Source organism: Pseudomonas sp. StFLB209 (assembly GCF_000829415.1).
GTDB lineage: Bacteria > Pseudomonadota > Gammaproteobacteria > Pseudomonadales > Pseudomonadaceae > Aquipseudomonas.
Genome location: NZ_AP014637.1, coordinates 767,388 through 786,910 on the forward strand (window position 1 = coordinate 767,388; position 19,523 = coordinate 786,910).

The 19,523-nt window shown below is 60.4% G+C and carries 20 protein-coding genes and 1 pseudogene; 6 read left to right on the top strand and 15 right to left on the bottom strand.

Going from position 1 to position 19,523, the window contains the following annotated elements; all coding sequences use genetic code 11:
* The first annotated feature begins 95 nt into the window (after positions 1–95).
* Entirely contained in the window at positions 96–1,106 is a 1,011-nt protein-coding gene (gene rlmF / locus PSCI_RS03560) for a 23S rRNA (adenine(1618)-N(6))-methyltransferase RlmF (protein ID WP_045482911.1), read from the top strand.
* Between the two features lie 65 nt (positions 1,107–1,171).
* Here the strand turns inward: rlmF and PSCI_RS03565 are convergent, their stop codons facing one another.
* Together PSCI_RS03565 and PSCI_RS28930 are read right to left on the bottom strand one after the other, a co-directional pair.
* Entirely contained in the window at positions 1,172–1,453 is a 282-nt protein-coding gene (locus PSCI_RS03565) for an HU family DNA-binding protein (RefSeq protein WP_045482913.1), read from the bottom strand.
* Between the two features lie 67 nt (positions 1,454–1,520).
* The gene (locus PSCI_RS28930) at positions 1,521–1,784 is read right to left on the bottom strand and encodes a hypothetical protein (RefSeq protein ID WP_144403186.1); all 264 of its coding nucleotides are present in this window, start codon (positions 1,782–1,784) and stop codon (positions 1,521–1,523) included.
* Between the two features lie 20 nt (positions 1,785–1,804).
* On the opposite strand from PSCI_RS28930, the gene yejK reads away from it, so the two are divergent.
* Positions 1,805–2,806 carry a nucleoid-associated protein YejK gene (gene yejK / locus PSCI_RS03570; protein WP_045482915.1) on the top strand — a complete coding sequence of 334 codons (1,002 nt, stop codon included), beginning with the start codon at positions 1,805–1,807 and terminating at the stop codon, positions 2,804–2,806.
* A 4-nt stretch (positions 2,807–2,810) separates the two neighbouring features.
* Entirely contained in the window at positions 2,811–3,161 is a 351-nt protein-coding gene (locus tag PSCI_RS03575) for a glutaredoxin domain-containing protein (protein WP_045482917.1), read from the top strand.
* Positions 3,162–3,558: 397 nt separating this feature from the next.
* Here PSCI_RS03575 and PSCI_RS03580 read toward each other — a convergent pair whose 3' ends face one another.
* From PSCI_RS03580 to PSCI_RS03615, 8 genes are all read right to left on the bottom strand, one after another.
* Positions 3,559–4,491: a glutathione S-transferase N-terminal domain-containing protein gene (locus PSCI_RS03580; RefSeq protein WP_045482920.1), complete on the bottom strand. Its 933-nt coding sequence runs from the start codon at positions 4,489–4,491 to the stop codon at positions 3,559–3,561.
* A gap of 50 nt (positions 4,492–4,541) precedes the next feature.
* Positions 4,542–4,844 carry a GIY-YIG nuclease family protein gene (locus PSCI_RS03585; protein ID WP_045482923.1) on the bottom strand — a complete coding sequence of 101 codons (303 nt, stop codon included), beginning with the start codon at positions 4,842–4,844 and terminating at the stop codon, positions 4,542–4,544.
* Positions 4,837–5,322 (bottom strand): nuclear transport factor 2 family protein, encoded by a 486-nt coding sequence (locus tag PSCI_RS03590; RefSeq protein WP_045482926.1) that lies wholly within the window; start codon positions 5,320–5,322, stop codon positions 4,837–4,839. Before PSCI_RS03590 ends, PSCI_RS03585 begins: the two co-directional genes overlap by 8 nt.
* 68 nt (positions 5,323–5,390) lie before the next feature.
* On the bottom strand, positions 5,391–6,650 hold the full coding sequence (locus PSCI_RS03595) for a CynX/NimT family MFS transporter (RefSeq protein WP_331711505.1): 1,260 nt from the start codon (positions 6,648–6,650) through the stop codon (positions 5,391–5,393).
* A gap of 141 nt (positions 6,651–6,791) precedes the next feature.
* Entirely contained in the window at positions 6,792–7,556 is a 765-nt protein-coding gene (locus PSCI_RS03600) for an amino acid ABC transporter ATP-binding protein (RefSeq protein ID WP_045482932.1), read from the bottom strand.
* A 10-nt stretch (positions 7,557–7,566) separates the two neighbouring features.
* Positions 7,567–8,664 (bottom strand): amino acid ABC transporter permease, encoded by a 1,098-nt coding sequence (locus PSCI_RS03605; RefSeq protein WP_045482935.1) that lies wholly within the window; start codon positions 8,662–8,664, stop codon positions 7,567–7,569.
* 10 nt (positions 8,665–8,674) lie between these two features.
* Positions 8,675–9,856 carry an amino acid ABC transporter permease gene (locus PSCI_RS03610; protein ID WP_045482938.1) on the bottom strand — a complete coding sequence of 394 codons (1,182 nt, stop codon included), beginning with the start codon at positions 9,854–9,856 and terminating at the stop codon, positions 8,675–8,677.
* 72 nt (positions 9,857–9,928) lie between these two features.
* On the bottom strand, positions 9,929–10,957 hold the full coding sequence (locus tag PSCI_RS03615; protein WP_045482940.1) for an amino acid ABC transporter substrate-binding protein: 1,029 nt from the start codon (positions 10,955–10,957) through the stop codon (positions 9,929–9,931).
* A 484-nt stretch (positions 10,958–11,441) separates the two neighbouring features.
* On the opposite strand from PSCI_RS03615, the gene PSCI_RS03620 reads away from it, so the two are divergent.
* A complete protein-coding gene (locus PSCI_RS03620; RefSeq protein ID WP_045482943.1) occupies positions 11,442–12,098 on the top strand; it encodes an alpha/beta hydrolase in 657 nt (218 codons plus the stop codon).
* 84 nt (positions 12,099–12,182) lie between these two features.
* Positions 12,183–13,682 carry an ATP-dependent RNA helicase RhlB gene (gene rhlB, locus PSCI_RS03625; protein WP_045482946.1) on the top strand — a complete coding sequence of 500 codons (1,500 nt, stop codon included), beginning with the start codon at positions 12,183–12,185 and terminating at the stop codon, positions 13,680–13,682.
* A gap of 202 nt (positions 13,683–13,884) precedes the next feature.
* On the opposite strand, the gene moaE is transcribed toward rhlB, so the two are convergent.
* The 5 genes and pseudogenes from moaE to PSCI_RS03650 form a co-directional block, all read right to left on the bottom strand.
* On the bottom strand, positions 13,885–14,343 hold the full coding sequence (gene moaE, locus PSCI_RS03630) for a molybdopterin synthase catalytic subunit MoaE (protein WP_045482950.1): 459 nt from the start codon (positions 14,341–14,343) through the stop codon (positions 13,885–13,887).
* A 2-nt stretch (positions 14,344–14,345) separates the two neighbouring features.
* On the bottom strand, positions 14,346–14,591 hold the full coding sequence (locus PSCI_RS03635; RefSeq protein WP_045482953.1) for a MoaD/ThiS family protein: 246 nt from the start codon (positions 14,589–14,591) through the stop codon (positions 14,346–14,348).
* Complete coding sequence (gene moaC, locus PSCI_RS03640; RefSeq protein ID WP_045482955.1) at positions 14,588–15,070, bottom strand: cyclic pyranopterin monophosphate synthase MoaC; 483 nt, start codon at positions 15,068–15,070, stop codon at positions 14,588–14,590. The genes PSCI_RS03635 and moaC overlap by 4 nt, the downstream gene beginning before the upstream one ends.
* Positions 15,071–15,221: 151 nt before the next feature.
* Positions 15,222–16,616: a PhoH family protein gene (locus tag PSCI_RS03645; protein WP_045482957.1), complete on the bottom strand. Its 1,395-nt coding sequence runs from the start codon at positions 16,614–16,616 to the stop codon at positions 15,222–15,224.
* Positions 16,617–17,138: 522 nt separating this feature from the next.
* A pseudogene (locus PSCI_RS03650) lies at positions 17,139–18,308 on the bottom strand (polysaccharide deacetylase family protein); the annotation flags it as partial.
* 148 nt (positions 18,309–18,456) lie between these two features.
* Between PSCI_RS03650 and yaaA the strand changes: the two are divergent.
* Entirely contained in the window at positions 18,457–19,236 is a 780-nt protein-coding gene (gene yaaA, locus PSCI_RS03655; RefSeq protein ID WP_045482959.1) for a peroxide stress protein YaaA, read from the top strand.
* Positions 19,237–19,523: the final 287 nt, after the last annotated feature.

Consider the following 19,523-nt stretch of genomic DNA (forward strand, 5'->3'; position numbering starts at 1 on the left):
TTTTTTATTCACTGCGCTGACGCATTCGCGAGCACGTTCCCCCTTGTGGGAGCGAGCTTGCTCGCGAATAGGCCAGACACCGCCGGACTCGCGCCATGACCGACCGCATCAAGCCGCCACGCAAGAAACCGCAACGCCAGGCCAAACCCGCCGTCCCGCGGGAAAAGGCCACTCTGCACCCGCGCAACCGCCATCAAGGCCGTTACGACTTTGCGGCCCTGATCAAGAGCAGCCCGGAGCTGGCCGATTTCGTTATCCTCAACCCCTATGGCAAGCAAAGCATCGACTTTGCCAACCCGCAGGCGGTGCGGGTCTTCAACCGTGCCTTGCTCAAGGCCCAGTACCGGATCGCGCATTGGGACATCCCGGCCGATTACCTGTGCCCACCGATTCCCGGCCGGGCTGACTACCTGCATTTGCTGGCCGACCTGCTGGCCCGCAGCAATCAGGAGCAGATTCCACGCGGCGCAGCGATCAAGGTGCTGGACATCGGCACCGGCGCCAATTGCATCTATCCACTGCTGGGCCATGCCGACTACGGCTGGCATTTCACCGGTTCGGAAATCGACCACACCGCCCTCGCCGCCGCGCAGACCATCGTCAAGGCCAACAAGCTGAGCAAGGCCATCGAGCTGCGTCAGCAAAGCGACCGCCAGCACATCCTCAGCGGCCTGCTGGGCGCCGATGAGCGCTTTGAGCTGAGCATGTGCAACCCGCCGTTCCATTCGTCCCGTGAAGAGGCGACACGGGGCAGCCAGCGCAAATGGAAAGCCCTGGGCAAAGCCGACCCCAAGCGCAAGCTGCCGGTACTCAATTTCGGTGGTCAAGCCCAGGAGTTGTGGTGTGAAGGCGGTGAGATCGCGTTCGTGACCCGCATGATCGACGAAAGCGCGCTGATCCCCGAACAGGTGCTGTGGTTCAGCACCCTGGTGTCCAAGGCCGCCAACCTGCCGCAGATCCAGCAACACCTGAAAAAGATCGGCGCCTTTGATGTGCAGGTGCTGGAGATGGGCCAGGGCCAGAAACAGAGCCGCTTCGTGGCCTGGACCTTTCATGACCTGCAAGAACAGGCCAAGTGGCGTGCCGAGCGCTGGCCAAAAGCCTGAGTGTCACACACAAAAAAGCCGTGGCTGGAGACCCAGTACACGGCTTTTTTGTTGCAAGCGGATGCTTACTTGTTGATCGCGTCGCTCAGCACTTTGGCTGGTACGAACTTGACAACTTTCTTGGCAGCGATTTCGATGGCAGCGCCAGTCGAAGGGTTGCGGCCGGTGCGAGCTGGACGCTCGCTGACTTTCAGCTTGCCGATACCTGGAAGGGTAATTTCAGCACCGTTTTCCAGTTGATCAGCAACGATCTGGCCCAACTGCTCGAGAGCGTTACGCGCAGTGGTCTTAGGCGCGTCGATAGCGTCTGCGATATCGGCGATCAACTGGTCTTTGGTAAGAGCCATGTAGTGTTCCTTCCCTATAAAATTCATATGGATTGCAGAGTGCGACGTCGGCCATTGGCAGCCACGATCAATCGAGAAATGTAGATACTGAAACCTGAAATTGGTTCGCCAGCACGCACACAAACTGCATGCCTGACGCGCTGAAGTGCGCAGGACGGCGCAAAACTAGCACAGAGCCAAGCAAATATCCGCCTCTGACTTTCCTTTTGGTCAGGTTTTGCGGGCTTTTAAGGCAAAAATAAGTAAAAAAATCTTTGCTGGCTGAAAAACCACCACAGTCGGCCATTTTCAGCAGCCCTGCGTTACACTTGCGCGCCTGAGCGTTTTTCATTTTTTTCAGCCGAGACTTCCATGCCGATCCGTCATTGCATCGTCCATTTGATCGACAAGAAACCTGACGGCAGCCCCGCAGTCCTGCATGCCCGCGACTCGGAGCTGGCCGAATCGATGGCCATCGAAAACCTGCTCGCCGACCTCAATGAAAGCTACAACGCCAAGCAGGGTAAAGCCTGGGGGCTGTTCCATGGCGAGTCAGGAGCCTATCCGTTCAGTGGCTGGCTGCAAGAGTATCTGGCCGGCAGCAAGGACTTCACCGGGTTCTCGCGCATTGCGGTCGAGCACCTGCAGAAGCTGATGGAGGAATCCAACCTGTCGACCGGCGGCCACGTGCTGTTCGCCCATTATCAACAAGGCATGACCGAGTACCTGGCCATCGCCCTGCTGCATCACAGCGAAGGTGTAGCGGTCAATGACTCCCTGGACGTCACCCCGTCGCGGCATCTGGACCTGAGCCAGTTGCACCTGGCGGCGCGGATCAACATTTCCGAGTGGCAGAACAACAAGCAGTCCAAGCAGTACATTTCGTTCATCAAAGGCAAGAATGGCAAGAAGGTTTCGGAATACTTCCGCGACTTCATCGGCTGCCAGGAAGGTGTCGACGGCCCCGGCGAAACCCGGACCCTGCTCAAGGCGTTCAGCGATTTTGTCGAAAGCGAAGACCTGCCCGAAGAAGCCACCCGCGAGAAAACCAAGGCGCTGGTTGACTACGCCAGCAGCCAGAGCAAACTCGGCGAGCCGATCGGCCTGCAAGAGCTGTCAGAGCTGATCGACGAAGAACGCCCCAAAGCGTTCTACGACCATATCCGCAACAAGGACTACGGCTTGTCGCCAGAGATTCCGGCCGATAAACGGACCCTGAATCAGTTCCGTCGGTTCACCGGCCGCGCCGAAGGCCTGTCGATCAGCTTCGAGGCTCACCTGCTGGGCGATCGTATCGAGTATGACGAAGACGCCGGCACGCTGATCATCAAGGGTCTGCCAACCCAGTTGACCGACCAGTTGAAGCGCCGCTGAGCCCATGCTGCAACGCACCCTCAAGAAAGTTGCGCTGATCCTGCTGGTGGTGGTGATCTACCAGAACTGGGGCAAGATCGAACACTTCGTCAACCCGCCGGCAGCCAGCGACGCACAACGCTACAGCCAGGCCAGGGTGGTGATGTACTCGACCCCCTGGTGCGGCTACTGCAAACAGGCGCGGCGCTTTCTCGACAGCCAGGGTATTGCCTTCAAGGAATACGATATCGAGAGTTCGGCAGAAGGCCGCGCGGCTTATCAGGCGCTCGGTGGCCGGGGTATTCCGATGCTGGATGTGAACGGCACCCTGCTCCGGGATTTTGCCCCGGAGCAGATTCAGAAGGCGCTGAAATAACGCTGTACACGCTTCGTGTTACGAGCGTGCTTTCGAACAATGGAAAAACCTTTGCCGCGGTTGTCTGGACTGCGGGTTTCGCCCCGACGGGCGACCCCATTTTGTGCTTGGCAACGTGCCCCGGGCAAAATGGGGGAAAACCGCTTGCTCTTGGCTTGGGTCCGCCCTGCGGGCGAACTTCCCTCTGTCCGGCATCGATTCGGGGGCCGGCGCGATGGGCGTCCCTGCCCAGCGCACCTGCTCCTTGTATCAAGAGCAGCGACTTCCCTGCCGGTTTCTCCCCCGAATCGACGCCTACCCTCGGCCTGCCCCCAAGTCGCGATTCGCGGCGTCTGTGCTATCTCGGTTCGAAGATCAAAATCAAAATCAACGGCAACCGAGCGGCGATGAACGCCGGTCAGCGTTTCTCGATCCTGAAGCCCAGACGCGGAAAGTGTACGTGTACGATCCCGGCGCGTTCATCTTCGCGGCGCAGAATCAGCTCTTCATGGCCGCTGAACACCAGCTCGCCCTCCACCGCATCAACGCCGTAATCAATGGCCCCAATCGCTACGCGATCACCGACAGCCCAGCCATTGGGGTCGGTGAAGCGTTCTGCCGGCACACTAATTGGGGTGGTATTACGAGCCACTTCGATAGCCTCTTGCGCGGTCATGGCGGTCAGCGTGCCGTGGCCGAAGCCTTCAACGCGCTTGAGCCAGGCCAATACGTTCGGGTAATCGTCCACCGCCGCCGCGGTCAACGGCGTCTGACGCAGGAACCACAGCGGGTGAGCCGCCGCGAAGTCGGCAATCGACGGTTCACCACACAGAAAGTCGCCACTGCGCTGCAATTGTTGCTCCAGCCGCCCCATGATAACCGGCCACTGATGCCTGGCCTGCTCCAGCGGCAGACGCGACGCCGTGCCACCGGCAAACAACCCCACACGATCAGCCTTGAATGCCTCCACCGCTGCGGCCGGCAATCTGGCAAAGCGCTCGGCCAAGACCTCAGGCTGGAACACCTGGGCGACCGCGTGCTGGAACAAGGTGGCATCAGCCCAGGCGGCCAGCCCGGCACCGCTAAACTCGTGACCAATGGGAAACAACGCAGGCGTGGCTTTTTCCTGCTCAAGACGCCGGGCGATCAGTGCCGTATCGCAATAGATATCAGCACCCACTTGCAGCACCGGGGTCTTGCGGTAACCGCCTGTCAAAGCGGTCAGGTCAGGTTTGGGCATGACCGGGGGAATGAACACCGAACGCCATGAAAGCCCCTTGAAGCCCAGCATCAGGCGAGCCTTTTCGGCAAATGGCGAGGCGGGGTAATGGTGCAGGATCAATTCAGACATGGTCGCGTCTCTAGATTGGCGAGCACACAGCTTAGTAGCTCGCGCAACAATCAGCCCAGTGCCTGAACGGGCAATTGCCAGTCCGATCGAGCCAAAGCCTCTTTGGCACTCTTGCGCAGTTTCTTGATCAGCCGTTCCTGGCGCAGCGCTTCGCCCTTGCTCGGCCAGGACTCGACATAGGCCAGCGCCAGCGCCGGGCTGGAGTGGAAAAAACGCGCGCCCTTGCCACTCTGATGCTGAATGAAACGACGCTGTGGATCATCGCTGATACCGCAGTACAACGAGCCATTGGCGGCACGGACCAGATAGACAAACCAGGGCTTGGCCACCGGTGCAGCGAGCGGCTCAGGCATTGCGCCGGTACGCCTTGAGACCCTTGTGTGCCTGAGTGCGGATGGCGTTTTGCACCACCGGCGTCCAGCCCAGCAGCAACCCCTTGGCGCCCAACGCCTGACGCGACCAGCGCCACAGGTCAAAGCTGTCATGGTGCTCGCAGATCTTGCCGTCACGGAACACGAAGCGCGCCTGGATATCATTGACCACGGTACGCCCGGTCTGGCTGAACAGGTAAGTCGCCACCCAGTGCGCCGCGCCGCTGCGCCCGTCGGCGCGCACATTGTCGAACCTGACTGAAAAGTCTTTGGCACGCGCGGTCAGCATGCGCCACATGTCGCCCGCTTCACGACCACGCAACTCGCCGAACACCGGGTCGCTGAACAGCACATCGTCGCTGTAGCAGGCGCTCATGGCCTCGGCGTCCAGCCGGCTGAACGCCTCGTAAAAACGTGTAATCAACGCTATATGGTCCTGGCTTTGCTGCTCATCACTCATCGCTGCGTCTCGTTCAGGAAAAGATCTGTGCACAATAGGCAGCCAATGGCCAGTTGTCATGGGGCAGATCAGACCTTTTCGCAGCTGACCTGGACCTGCAGGTTGCGTCCTGCGCCCAGCGCCGCGATCATCGCGCCAAGACCGAGCACCGCGAAGACCCAGCCGATGGCATCCCAACTGCCGGTCATCTCATGCACCAGCCCCACCGCGAACGGTCCCGCCGAGGCCAGGGTATAGCCAACCCCCTGGGCCATGCTCGACAGGTTGGCGGCGATATGCGAGTTGCCCGAACGCAACACGATCAGCGCCAGCGCCAGGCTGAATGTGCCGCCCTGCCCTACGCCCAGCGCGATAGCCCAGCCCCACAGACCGTCCAGCGAGGCGTACAGGCAACCGAACAATCCCGCCAGGGTCAGCGACATGGCGATGATCACCGCCAGCCGCTGGTCTTTGCAGCGCGCCGCCAGCCCAGGCACGGTCAAGGCGCTGATCACTTGCATCATGATCGAGCCGGACAACAGTAATCCGGCCTGGGTCGGGTCGAGGCCGCGGCCGATCAGCACAGAAGGCAACCAGCCGAAGACAATGTAGGACAGCGATGACTGCAGACCCATGTACAGAGTCACCTGCCAGGCCAACGGATCACGCCATAGCCCCTTGACCCGATAACGGGCTTGTTGCATGGCATGCCGGGCACGGGTCTGTGGCCACCAGAGCACGGCGGCAATCAGTGCCGGTACACACCAGACACCAAGACTGATAGCCCAGCTGTTATCAAACCGGTGGCTCAGCGGCACGCTGCTGGCGGCGGCCAGCGCTGCACCCAGGCACAGCGCCATGGTGTAAACGCCGGTCATGGTACCGGCTTGTCTGGGAAAATCGCGCTTGACGATGCCAGGCAGCAGCACGCCGATGACGCCGATACTTGCGCCGGCCAACAGGCTACCGGCAAATAGCCCAAAGACCCCCAGATGGCTGCGCAGCAGGATGCCTGCTGCCAGTAACAACAACACCCATAACACCACTTGCTCGCTACCGAAACGCCGGGCCAGCAGCGGAGCAAGCGGGGCGAACAGGCCCAGGCACAACACCGGCAGGGTGGTCAGCAGGCCAGCATCGGCCGCAGACAACCCCAATGCCACAGACACGTCATTGAGCAATGGCGCGATACTCGACAACGCAGGACGCAGATTCAGCGCCACCAGCACCAGCCCCAGCAGCAACAGCCAGGTGCGCGCCGGCTGCGGCGCAGGCGTCAGTGTTACGGTCTCGGTCAGGGTATCGGGGCGGTCGTGGGGCGGCTGGGCGGTCATTGAATCCTCAGGCATCAGGTAACACCCCTTGGCAGAAGGGGGCAGTATCCTGTTGGAGGGGCGCGAAGATTACAAGGTTCAGCCGACTGGAGCTTGGGTTGCGGGGCTAAAAAAACCCGGGCACCAGGCCCGGGTTCTTTATCGCTCAAGCGTCGATCAATGAATGATCTGGCTCAGGAACAGGCGGGTACGGTCGCTTTGCGGGTTGTCGAAGAAGTCGTCAGGTGCAGCCTGTTCGACGATTTCGCCGCGGTCCATGAAGATCACTCGGTTGGCCACGGTCCGGGCAAAGCCCATTTCGTGGGTTACGCAAAGCATGGTCATGCCCTCTTCGGCCAGGCTGACCATGGTGTCGAGCACTTCCTTGACCATTTCCGGGTCCAGTGCCGAGGTTGGCTCGTCGAACAGCATGATTTTCGGTTTCATGCACAAGGCGCGGGCGATCGCCACACGCTGCTGCTGACCACCGGAGAGCTGACCTGGGTACTTGTTGGCCTGCTCCGGGATACGCACACGCTGCAGGTAGTGCATGGCGATCTCTTCGGCTTCCTTCTTCGGCATCTTGCGTACCCACATCGGTGCCAGGGTGCAGTTCTGCAGAATGGTCAGGTGCGGGAACAGGTTGAAGTGCTGGAACACCATGCCCACCTCACGGCGGATGGTTTCGATCTGCCGCAGGTCCGAGGTCAGCTCGGTGCCGTCAACGATGATCCGGCCCTGCTGGTGTTCTTCCAGACGGTTGATGCAGCGAATGGTGGTGGACTTGCCCGAACCGGACGGGCCGCACAGCACGATACGCTCGCCCTGGCGAACATTGAGGTTGATGTCCTTGAGCACATGGAACTGGCCATACCACTTGTGCACGCCTTCCAGGCGGATCATGCCTTCAGCGCCCAGAGGCTTTTTGACTGCTTCACTCATCACGAAACTCCTAACGCTTGTGGCCAGTGTCCAGCTTGCGCTCCAGATGCATGGAGTAGCGGGACATACCGAAACAGAAAATCCAGAACACCAGGGCCGCGAACACGTAGCCCTCGGTCGCCATGCCCAGCCAGGTCGGGTCGGCCGCAGCCTGCTTGACGCTGTTGAGCAGGTCGAACAGACCGATGATGATCACCAGGCTTGTGTCTTTGAACAGGGCAATGAAGGTGTTGACGATGCCGGGAATCACCAGCTTCAGGGCTTGCGGCAGAATCACCAGGCCCATCGCGCGCCAGTAGCCCAGGCCCATGGCCGCAGCGGCTTCATACTGGCCCTTGGGAATGGCCTGCATGCCACCGCGCACCACCTCGGCGATGTACGCCGACTGGAACAGGATCACGCCGATCAGCGCCCGCAGCAGCTTGTCGAAGTTCATGCCTTCAGGCAGGAACAGCGGCAGCATCACCGAGGACATGAACAGCACGGTGATCAGCGGCACGCCACGCCAGAACTCGATGAAGGTCACGCAGACCACCTTCACCGCCGGCATGTTCGAACGCCGCCCCAGCGCCAGCAGGATACCCAGCGGCAAAGCACCGGCGATACCCACCGTGGCGATCACCAGGGTCAGCATCAGGCCGCCCCACTGGCTGGTCGGTACGGTGCTCAGACCGAACGCACCGCCGTGCAGCAGGTAGAAGGCAATGATCGGGTACAGCACCAGGAAGCTCAGGCCGTAGACCGCCTTGCGCGGCACCGCCTTGATGAACAGCGGCGCGATACCGACGATGGCCAGAATCACGGTCAGGTCGACACGCCAGCGTTGGTCGCCGGGGAAGTAACCGTACATGAACTGCCCGAAGCGCTGCTCGATGAACACCCAGCAGGCGCCCGCCTTGGTGCAGTCGGCGCGGGTTGTGCCGCTCCAGTTCGCATCCAGAATGGCCCAGTTGATGATCGGTGGCAGAATCAGCCAGACCAGATACAGCGAAAACAGCGTCAGCAGCGTGTTGAACCAGCTTGAAAACAGGTTCGAACGCATCCAGCCGATCACCCCGACAGTGGTCTTGGGTGGCGCCAGATTAGGTTTGAAAATATGTGTGCTCATGCGCGTTTCCTCACCGCTCGATCAGCGCAATGCGCTTGTTGTACCAGTTCATCAGCAGAGAAATGCTGATGCTGATTGCCAGGTACACGCTCATGGTGATGGCAATGACCTCGATGGCCTGACCGGTCTGGTTCAGCACGGTTCCTGCGAACAGCGAGACCATCTCCGGATAGCCGATACCGGCCGCCAGGGACGAGTTCTTCACCAGATTCAGGTATTGGCTGGTCAGCGGCGGAATGATCACCCGCAGTGCCTGGGGAATGATCACCTTGCGCAGGGTCGGACCAGGACGCAGCCCAAGCGAGCGAGCCGCCTCGGTCTGGCCGTGGCTCACCGACTTGATGCCCGACCGCACGATCTCGGCGATGAACGCCGCGGTATATACAGTCAGGGCCAGAGTCAGGGCCAGCAGTTCAGGGATCAGGACCCAGCCGCCGACAAAGTTGAAACCGCGCAGCTCAGGCATTTCCCAGTGCACGGGCACGCCGAATACCAGCATGCTCAGGCCCGGAATGGCCAGCAGGATGGCAAGGCCGGCCCAGAACTTGTGGAACGGCTCGCCGGTCAGTTCGAAACGCTTGTTGGCCCAGCGGCTCATCAGGACAGTGGCGATCACCGCCACCACCAGGCTGACCACAAAGGCAGTCATGCCTTCGGCCGCCAGGGCTCTTGGCATGTTCACGCCGCGGCTGCTGACATAGAACATGTCGAGGTAACCATGGGCATTGCGTGGCCCGGGCAGGGTCAGGAATACCGCGAAGTACCAGAACAGAATCTGCAGCAAGGGCGGAATGTTACGGAAAACCTCGACGTAGACAGTTGCCAGCTTGTTGACCATCCAGTTGGGCGACAGGCGGGCGATACCGATGACGAACCCCAGCAGGGTTGCCAGAATGATGCCGATAAACGATACCAGCAAGGTGTTGAGCAATCCGATCACGAAGACCCGGGCGTAGCTGTCCGCTTCGGTGTAGTCGATCAGGTGCTGGGCGATGCCGAAGCCGGCACTGCGCTCCAGAAAGCCGAAACCAGAGGTGATGCCACGGTGTTCCAGGTTGGTCTGGGTGTTATCGAATAGAAACCAGCCCAGGGAGATCACCGCTACGACGGTGATGATCTGGAATAGCCAGGCGCGCACTTTGGGGTCGCTCAGGGTGAGCTTTTGTTTAGGTGCGTCGATTTTATTCTGCATGAAATGCCCCGGAATAAATAAACATTACAAGACGCCCGACCACCTCTTCAGGTGGTCGGGCGCTGGGTCATATCAGCGGATCGGTGGAGCGTACTGGATGCCGCCCTGGTTCCACAGAGCGTTCAGGCCACGCTTGATTTTCAGCGGGGTGGTTTCGCCCAGGTTGCGCTCGAAGACTTCGCCGTAGTTACCAACCTGCTTGACGATCTTCACTACCCAGTCTTTTGGCAGTTTCAGGTCTTTGCCGTACTCGCCGTCAGCACCGAGCATACGGGCAACATCAGGGTTTTTGGTCGACTTGGCTTCAGCTTCGACGTTCTTGGAGGTTACACCGGCCTCTTCGGCGTTGAGCATGGCGAACAGGGTCCACTTGACGATGGAGAACCACTCTTCGTCGCCTTTACGCACGACCGGGCCCAGAGGCTCCTTGGAAATGACTTCCGGCAGTACGACGTAGGACTCCGGGCTGGCCAGCTTGCTGCGCTGTGCGTACAGCTGCGACTGGTCGGAGGTCAGCACGTCGCAACGGCCGCTTTCCAGCGACTTGGCGCTTTCGTCGGAGGTGTCGAAAGTGATCGGGGTGTACTTCAGGCCGTTGGAGCGGAAGTAGTCGGAGACGTTCAGCTCGGTAGTGGTACCGGCCTGGATGCACACGGTGGCGCCGTCCAGTTCCTTGGCGCTCTTGACGCCTAGTTTGTTGTTTACCAGGAAGCCGATGCCGTCGTAGTAGGTTACGCCGGCGAACACCAGGCCCATGCCTGAGTCACGCGAGCTGGTCCAGGTGGTGTTACGCGACAGAATGTCGACTTCACCCGATTGCAGGGCGGTGAAACGCTCCTTGGCGTTCAGCTGGCTGAACTTGACCTTGGTGGCGTCACCGAACACGGCAGCCGCTACTGCGCGGCAGACGTCCGCATCGATACCGGTGATGGTGCCCTTGGCATCAGGAACGGAGAAGCCTGGCAGACCATCACTGACGCCGCACTGTACGAAGCCTTTCTTGACCACCGCATCGAGGGTTGCGCCAGCATTGGCTGCACCGGTTACACCCAGTGCGGCTACAGCAGTCACTACAGCCAGCGTGGATTTCAACATCTTCATTCATAACCTCCGGATTGCTCTTTGTTGTTTGGAGCTTCAGTCACGTCGCACCCTTGTGAGGCATCAATGACCCGTGTTGGCTTGTTTTTGGGTCATGCGACGTTGGGTCTGTTCATGTGGGCTCAGGATCTCCCTGGCACCGCCTGTAACCGTTACCCGCAGTCCCGCGGACCAAAGCTCCCTGATTGTTCCGTAGCTGTGCTGCGGAATGAATCTTGCCGACAGTCCTGTAGCTGGGATTGCCGTGCGACGCTCGACGGTAAAGCTAATAGCAAAATAGTGTTACCGGTCGACGTGAGCACTCTGACTCCGCATGATGCATAGCAAACCGCGTACCAGACCGCTCGCCGGGTCGATAAACAAACAGGTCAAGACCAAAAGTTGTAACCTTGCGACATCTTCGTTCAGATTTGACAGACGCTCGCCGCACCACGCACCTATTCAATGCACTTCAAAATGCGGCGCGCACAATTTCGGAGCACACATGACTACACCGCTGATCCTTGAGCCTTCCCGCCAGGCCGATGCCTGCGTCATCTGGTTGCACGGCCTGGGCGCCGACCGGCATGACTTCGAGCCGGTCGCACAGGCGCTGCAAACCACGCTGGGCAGTACCCGTTTCGTGTTACCGCAGGCGCCACACCGCCCCGTTACCATCAACGGCGGTTACCAGATGCCCAGTTGGTACGACATCATTGCCATGAGCCCGGCCCGGGCGATCAGTCACGAAGAGCTGGAAATCTCGGCGCAGACCGTGATGGACCTGATCGAAGCGCAGCGTGACAGCGGCATCGACCCGGCGCGGATCTTCCTGGCCGGTTTCTCGCAAGGCGGCGCGGTCGTGCTGCACACCGCCTATCGCCGCTGGCAGGGGCCGCTGGGCGGTGTTCTGGCGCTTTCGACCTACGCCCCCACCTTCAGCGACGGCATGAGCGTGTCGGCCAGCCAGCAACGGATCCCGGCCTATTGCCTGCACGGTTACCACGATGAGGTGGTGCTCAATGCCATGGGCCGCACCGCCTACGAGTATCTGCAATCACTTGGGGTCGATGCCCAATGGCAGGAATACCCGATGGGCCATCAGGTGTTACCGCAGGAGATTGCCGACATCCAGACCTGGCTGAGCGCAAGACTGGGGTAACACCGCCTGAGGTCTGTTGCCACTACGCCGAGCCAGCAACTTGCTTTACACTGCTCGGCGTACATTCCTTGACCAACTGACGAGATGACCGTGCTCAAAGCACTCAAGAAGATGTTCGGTAAAAGCGAGGCTGAGCCGCTCGCGCCTGTGCCGACAACATCCAGTTCCGCTGCCGTGATCAGCACTGAAAGCCACCCAGCCCGAACTGCCGCGCCGCAGCCGGCCAAGCCCCAGGACAGCACGCAGGCCCCGCCACGCCCGATGCGGGCAGACAAACCCCGTGCAGACAAACCTGCCGAGGACAAGGCAGTGGCGAAGCCGCGCGCCGAACGCCAGCGCCCGGCCCGCAAACCCAAGCCCGTCGACACCTGGAAGCCTGAAGATTTCGTTGTCGAACCTCAGGAGGGCAAGACCCGCTTCCATGACTTCAAGCTCGCCCCGTCGCTGATGCACGCCATTCACGATCTGGGCTTTCCTTATTGCACCCCGATCCAGGCCGGCGTTCTGGGTTATACCCTCAAGGGTCAGGACGCCATTGGTCGGGCCCAGACCGGCACCGGCAAGACCGCAGCCTTTCTGATTTCGACCATTACCCAGTTGCTGCAGACCCCAGCGCCCAAAGAGCGCTACATGGGCGAGCCGCGCGCGCTGATCATCGCCCCGACCCGCGAGCTGGTGGTCCAGATCGCCAAGGACGCTGCAGCGCTGACCCGCTACACCGGGCTGAACGTGATGACCTTCGTCGGCGGGATGGACTTCGACAAGCAGCTCAAGCAGCTCGAATCGCGCTTTTGCGACATTCTGGTCGCCACTCCGGGCCGTCTGCTGGACTTCAATCAGCGTGGCGAAGTGCATCTGGACATGGTCGAAGTCATGGTCCTCGACGAGGCTGACCGCATGCTCGACATGGGTTTCATTCCCCAGGTGCGCCAGATCATCCGCCAGACGCCGCCCAAGAGCGAACGTCAGACCCTGCTGTTTTCGGCCACCTTCACCGATGATGTGATGAACCTGGCCAGGCAGTGGACCACTGACCCGGCGATTGTCGAGATCGAGGCCGAGGGCGTGGCCAATGCCAATGTCGAGCAGCATGTGTATGCGGTGGCTGCGGCCGACAAGTACAAGCTGCTGTACAACCTGGTCAGCGACAATGGCTGGGAGCGGGTGATGGTGTTTGCCAACCGCAAGGATGAGGTACGCCGTATCGAGGAGCGCCTGGTGCGCGATGGCGTGAATGCTGCGCAGTTGTCCGGTGATGTGCCGCAGCACAAGCGGATCAAGACGCTGGAGGGGTTTCGCGAGGGCAAGATTCGTGTGCTGGTCGCCACCGATGTGGCAGGTCGGGGGATTCACATCGACGGTATCAGCCATGTGATCAACTTCACCTTGCCTGAGGTCCCGGATGATTATGTGCACCGTATCGGTCGTACAGGCCGGGCCGGTGCCGAGGGTGTATCGATCAGTTTTGCCGGTGAGGATGATTCGTACCAGTTGCCGGCGATCGAGGAAAAGCTGGGGCGCAAGATCAGTTGCGAGATGCCGCCGACCGAACTGCTGCGGGCAGTGGAGCGTAAGCGCTCCTGAGCTTGTCGCGCAGCAAACACAGAACCCCGTGGGAACTTGGTCTGGGCGGCATTCCGACGAAGAGGCCGGTAAAGTCACTGCATTTGCTGTGAACTTACCACCGTATTCGCGACCAAGGTCGCTCCCACCGGGGGCATAAAGCGCCCAGATTTACAGCTAGCGGACGCCGCCCGGCCGCTCCTGCCGGGCCTGCCAGAGCGCCTTACCCAACCGTATCCCAGCGATCTGCGGCCTGCTGATCGCTGCTACGCCCATCCACCCAGCGCTGCCCTTGCGGCGTGGTTTCGCGTTTCCAGAACGGTGCGCGGGTCTTGAGGTAGTCCATGATGAATTCGCAAGCCTCAAACGCCGCCTGACGGTGGGCGCTGGTGACGCCGACGAAGACGATCGGTTCGCCCGGCTCGAGGTTGCCGACCCGGTGCAGCACTTCAACGCCCAGCAGCGGCCAGCGTTGCCGCGCCTGGTCGCCGATCTTGCCCAGCGCCTTTTCAGTCATGCCGGGGTAGTGCTCCAGGAACATCCCCGACACCTCCAGGCCCTCGTTGAAGTCACGTACGTAGCCCACGAAGCTGACCACCGCCCCAACCCCACGATTGGCCGCATGCAACGCGTTGACCTCGGCGCCAGGATCAAAGGTCGCGGCCTGGACACGAACACTCATGTTCAGCCTCCGGTTACCGGTGGAAAGAACGCCAGTTCATCGCCATCCTGAACCGGTTCGGCCAGGGAGCAGAGTTCCTGATTACGGGCGCACATCACCCCCGCTTCGCCCAGCACCTGCCAGACGCCATCACGGGCCAGCAAGTGCTGACGCACGGCATCGAGGCTGGAGAAGTCGCCCGCGAGCTGTTCACTGTCGCGCCCCAGCACCTCACGGTAGCGGGCGAAGTACTGCACGGTCAGGCTCATTGCTCAGACTCCTGATCCGCCACGAAGTGGCCGCTCTTGCCGCCGAGTTTTTCCAGCAGCCGCACCGCCTCGATGACCATGCCGCGGTCCACCGCCTTGCACATGTCATAAATGGTCAGCGCCGCCACACTGGCGGCGGTGAGCGCTTCCATTTCCACCCCGGTCTGCCCGGACAGCTTGCAGCGGCTGGTGATCAGTACCGCGTCCGTACCCTCGGCCTGCAGCTCGACCTTGACGCCGGTCAGCATCAATGGATGGCAGAGAGGGATCAGGTCACTGGTCTTTTTCGCCGCCTGGATACCGGCAATACGCGCAACGGCGAACACATCGCCCTTGGGATGGCCGCCGGCGACGATCATTTGCAGGGTCGATGGCAACATGCGCACCCGCGCCTGGGCCACCGCTTCGCGGAAGGTCACCGCCTTGTCGGTCACATCGACCATATTGGCGCGACCTTGGGAATCTAGATGAGTCAGCACAACCTTCACTCCGGAACAGGAGTGAAGATTGTAAACCCAAATGCTACGACTCATGAGGTACGAGTGAGCTTGCTCGCGAAAGCAGACAGCGCATTCGTGGCGCCTGGTGAATTCGCGAGCAAGGCGGATCGCCGCCCGCTCGCTCCAACTGCTACAGATGGCTCTCGGCGTACTCGGCGAGGATCGAGCGTGGCACCCCTTGCAGGGTGATGTGCACGCCGTTGGGGAAATCCTTGAAGCGCTCCGTCAGGTAGGTCAGCCCCGAACTGGTGGCCGACAGGTAAGGGGTGTCGATCTGTGCCAGGTTGCCCAGGCAGACCACTTTGGAACCGGCACCGGCACGGGTGATGATGGTCTTGATCTGGTGCGGGGTCAGGTTCTGGCATTCATCGATCAGGATCAGACTCTGCTGAAAGCTGCGACCACGGATGTAATTGAGGGATTTGAACTGTAGCGGCACTTTGCTGAGGATGTAATCAACGCTGCCATGGGTGTTTTCGTCCTCCATGTGCAAGGCTTCGAGGTTGTCGGTGATGGCGCCCAGCCAGGGTTCCATTTTCTCGGCCTCGGTGCCGGGCAGGAAGCCGATTTCCTGGTCCAGGCCCTGCACGCTGCGGGTGGCGATGATGCGCCGGTAGCGCTTGGTGACCATGGTCTGTTCGATGGCTGCGGCCAGGGCCAGGATGGTTTTGCCGGAGCCGGCGGCGCCGGACAGGTTGACCAGGTGAATGTCCGGGTCCAGCAATGCAAACAGCGCCAGGGCCTGGTAGATATCACGTGGCTTCAGGCCCCAGGCTTCCTGATGCAGCAGCGGCTCCTGATGCATGTCGAGGATGATCAGTTCGTCATTCTTGACGCCCTTGACCCAGCCCACGAAGCCTTGCTCATCGATGATGAACTCGTTCATGTGCACTTGCGGCAGGTTTTCGTTCAGTTGCACCCGGTGCCAGGTGCGGCCGTGGTCCTGACGGGTTTCGACCTTGTTGACCCGCTCCCAGAACGAGCCGCTGAGTTCGTGATAGCCGCGTGACAGCAGCGAGACGTCATCGACCAACTGGTCGGTGCTGTAGTCCTCGGCGGCAATGCCACAGGCGCGCGCCTTGAGGCGCATATTGATGTCTTTGGTGACCAGCACGACCGAGCGGTCCTTGCGACGTGCGTGCAGATCAATCAACTGGTTGATGATGATGTTGTCGTTGAGATGCTCGGGCAGCGGACTGCTGGACTCCTCGCGCTTGCTCATCAGGATCGACAGACTGCCTTTGAAAATACCGGTACCACGGTCGATGGGCACGCCCTTCTCGACATCCTCGGGTGAGGCTTCACCGAGGGTCTTGTCGATCAGGCGAATGGCCTGGCGGCACTCGGCAGCGACCGAATGCTTGCCATCCTTGAGCTTGTCCAGCTCCTCCAGGACGGTCATGGGGATGGCGACGTGATGTTCTTCGAAATTCAGCAGAGCGTTCGGATCATGGATCAATACGTTGGTATCGAGCACGTAAAGGATAGGCTGGTTGTTGGAGGGGCTGCGTCCGTGATCATCCATACTCGCTCACCTTTATAGAAGCCAGGCAGCACGGTCTCAATGGGTCACCGTGCCACGGGAAGGCCGCCGAGCGCTGTCCTTGAGGCAGGACAGCAAGCGCTCAAGGTGGGTCTTGTCTGACGCCACCTGTGTTGCAGGTTTCGGCGGTCTGACTCAGGTAATACCGCAAAACAGATGACAGAAAAAAGTACTTTGACAGTTTTTTGAAATTTATTTCACAGGGTGACCAATAGCGCTTGGCGCAGGGCCATCAGCCCGCTACAGTCGCTAATTGAGTGCATCCGGATCAGCCTCGCTGGCGGGCATCTGCATCTGTCCCGGCTCGATCCGCTGTACCGGCCCGGCACCCGCAGGCCCTGGCTCAGAAGGCGTTGGTTGTTGAGGCTGCGGCTCCTGCGGTGCCTGTGCAGGCTGCTCCTGATCCGTTGGCTGCTCTTCAGACGTCTGCTGCTCTTGCAGCGCCTGCTGTTCTTCGAGTTCCTGCTGCTCTTTGGCCCGCAGCGCTTCCTGCAAATGCCGCTCCTGAGCCTCCAGCGCTTGCTGCTCCTGCTGTTGTGCGTCCTCTGGCGCTCGCTCGATCGTGCGGCAGTCTTCCCAGGTCAGCTCACTCTGTGCACTATTGGCCAGCAACAATGGCAAGGCCGACTGAGCACGGTTACCGGTGTCATGGAACACCACCGTGCCTTTGCGCCAGAGCAGCATCAGGGTCTGCACCCGGTCGCTGATCTGCGCCGAATTCAGCCGGCCCAGGTTGTCCTGGGCATCAATGGTCCATAACGAGACCCGCAGATCCTGTGCACGGAAGAACTCGCCGCTGTCCGGGCGTCGATGGCCATAAGGCGGACGAAACAGCGGCACCATGCTGTCGGGCAGAATGCGCTCGACCAGGTCGGCGCTGCGTTGCACCGAACCTTGCCAGTCACGCCACTGGCTATGCGAGCGATACTCCCAGCCCTGAATCCCGACGCATTGCTGGCGATACAGATTTTGCAAGGCACTGGCCGAACTGCTGTTCAAACGTGCTTGCAAGGGCTTGCCGAGGACAAAGAAGGTGGCGGTCATCTTCTGCTGGCGCATGAAGTCCGCCAGCCAGTCGGTGTCGCCATTGACCGGGCTCGGCCCGCCTTCGAAGTTGAGCATAAATGACCGGTCAGGCATGTCGTCACCGGTCAGCTCATCGGAGTTGTAGCGGGCGATCTCGCTGCTGGTCTGGGGAAACAGGGCCGCCTTGTAGAGCAACTCGTCGAGATACTGGCGGTGGAACAGTGCGCTCGGTGCCCCCCAGGCGGCATAGAAGGAATCGGGCGCGATGCTGAATTCCTCGGCGCGCTGGCGCAGTTGCTCCATGTCCTGGGCATAGACACAGAAGTTGGCATCGGTGGTGCAACTCACCCGCGCCTGACGAAAATTCTCCAGCAGGCGCACCCACAACCGGTGGCGCAGCAGATTGATCGACGCCATGTTCACGTAGCGCAGCCCCAGACGGGCTTTCAAGGCTTCCTCGTCCTGCTGCTCGCTAAGCCACAAGGCACGCGCGAAACCGAGAATCTCGGCCCGCGAGGCCACATCGAACAGGGCAGGGCTTTCCAGGCGCTCGGGCCAGATGCTGCGATCGATCAGGGCCACATCCGGGACCGCCGCATGAACCTTGACGCCCAACAGACACGCGAAAACTGCCAGAACGATACGCAAACCCTGTGCTCCCTCGATTTTAATGCTGACGGCGATCCAGGCGGCACTATAGCCGATTGAGCGGCAGCGTTAACGGCTATGAACCCTATAGCTGGAGTGATCTGCCATCAGCCCCTAGAATCGGCGCACGATTTAAGGAGTGCCGCCCATGCTGATGGTGATATCCCCAGCCAAGACCCTCGATTTCGAGACCCCGCCCACCACTACCCGTCACACCCTGCCCCAGTATCTGGACCATTCCCAGCAACTGATTACCCAGTTGCGCGAGCTGACGCCCCCGCAGATCGCCGAGCTGATGCATCTGTCGGACAAGCTGGCCGGCCTGAATGCTGCACGTTTTGGCAGCTGGAATCCGGACTTCAACCTGGCCAATGCCAAACAGGCATTGCTGGCGTTCAAAGGCGACGTGTACACCGGCCTGGCTGCCGAGACGCTCAATGAAGCCGGCCTGGACTACGCCCAGCAACACCTGCGCATGCTCTCGGGCCTGTATGGCCTGCTGCGGCCGCTGGACCTGATGCAGCCTTACCGCCTGGAAATGGGCACCCGGCTGGCCAATGCCCGTGGCAAGGACCTGTATGCCTTCTGGGGCATCCGGATCAGTGAGTGGCTGAATCAGGCGCTGGCCGATCAGGGCGACGACCTGCTGCTCAACCTGGCGTCCACCGAATACTTCTCGGCGGTCAAGCGCAGCGCCCTGCAGGCACGGGTCATTGATACCGAGTTCAAGGACTTCAAGAACGGCCAGTACAAGATCATCAGTTTCTACGCGAAAAAAGCACGCGGCATGATGAGCCGTTTTGTCATTGATGAACGCATCCAGTCGCCTGAAGCACTTCAGGGGTTTGATGTGCAGGGTTACTACTACAGTGCCGAACAGTCCACGGCTAATAAGCTGGTGTTCCTTCGTGACGCACCTGCCGACTGATTGATGCCCTGCTGACACCTCCCGCTTCCCGGCCCGGTAAGGCAGATAGCCATTACCGGGGCCGCGGCTGTCAAGTTCCTGCAATAAACCGCCGGATAAGTGGCGCCTGAAAAATGGCAAAAGGGTCTATGATTCTTTTACTTCTTCACGCTTATCGAAAAAAAATCATTTTTTTAGCCGATGGCCTGTGGCCTTAGATGGTTAATGGCCACTAACCATCAAACTAGCTGAAACGCTTAACTTTAAAGGACCGGGCCGGGGGCAGCCATCATTTTGCAACTACCCGG